We start from the raw sequence: 405 nt of genomic DNA, 5'->3' as shown, positions 1-405 counted from the left end.
CTTGCACGGTGTGTGCCAGCGACAGGAACATGTTGTGCTTCGGATGCAGGTAGACGCCGCGGCGCAGCGCCTCGATGGTGAACACCGCGCCCTTGTCGAAGCCCGGGTCCTCGTCGAACAAGATCAGCGGCAGCGCCGCCGGGCCCGTCTGGCGCACCGGCACGCCATGGCTCGCAGCCTGCGCGGCGATGCCATCGCGGAAGCGCTGGCCCATGGCCTGCACATGGCCCACCACGTCCTGCGCATCCGCCACTTCGATCGTCGCCAGGCCCGCGGCCATCGCCACACCGCCCGACCAGAACGAGCCCGTGGTGTAGATGCGCGTGGCCGCCTCGCGCAGCGCGTCGACGCCGGTCACGGCCGCGAGTGCGTAGCCATTGGCGATCGACTTGCTCCAGGCGCTGA

The 405-nt window shown here is 70.1% G+C and carries 1 pseudogene; it reads right to left on the bottom strand.

Features of this window, described 5'->3' with window-relative positions:
- Window positions 1-405 (bottom strand): annotated as a pseudogene (locus ACODT0_RS42440) (aminotransferase class III-fold pyridoxal phosphate-dependent enzyme); the annotation flags it as partial.

It is taken from the genome of Variovorax sp. FG153 (assembly GCF_057809595.1).
The sequence above is the reverse complement of the archived record's forward strand: the minus strand, read 5'-3'. Positions and strand labels throughout refer to the sequence as shown.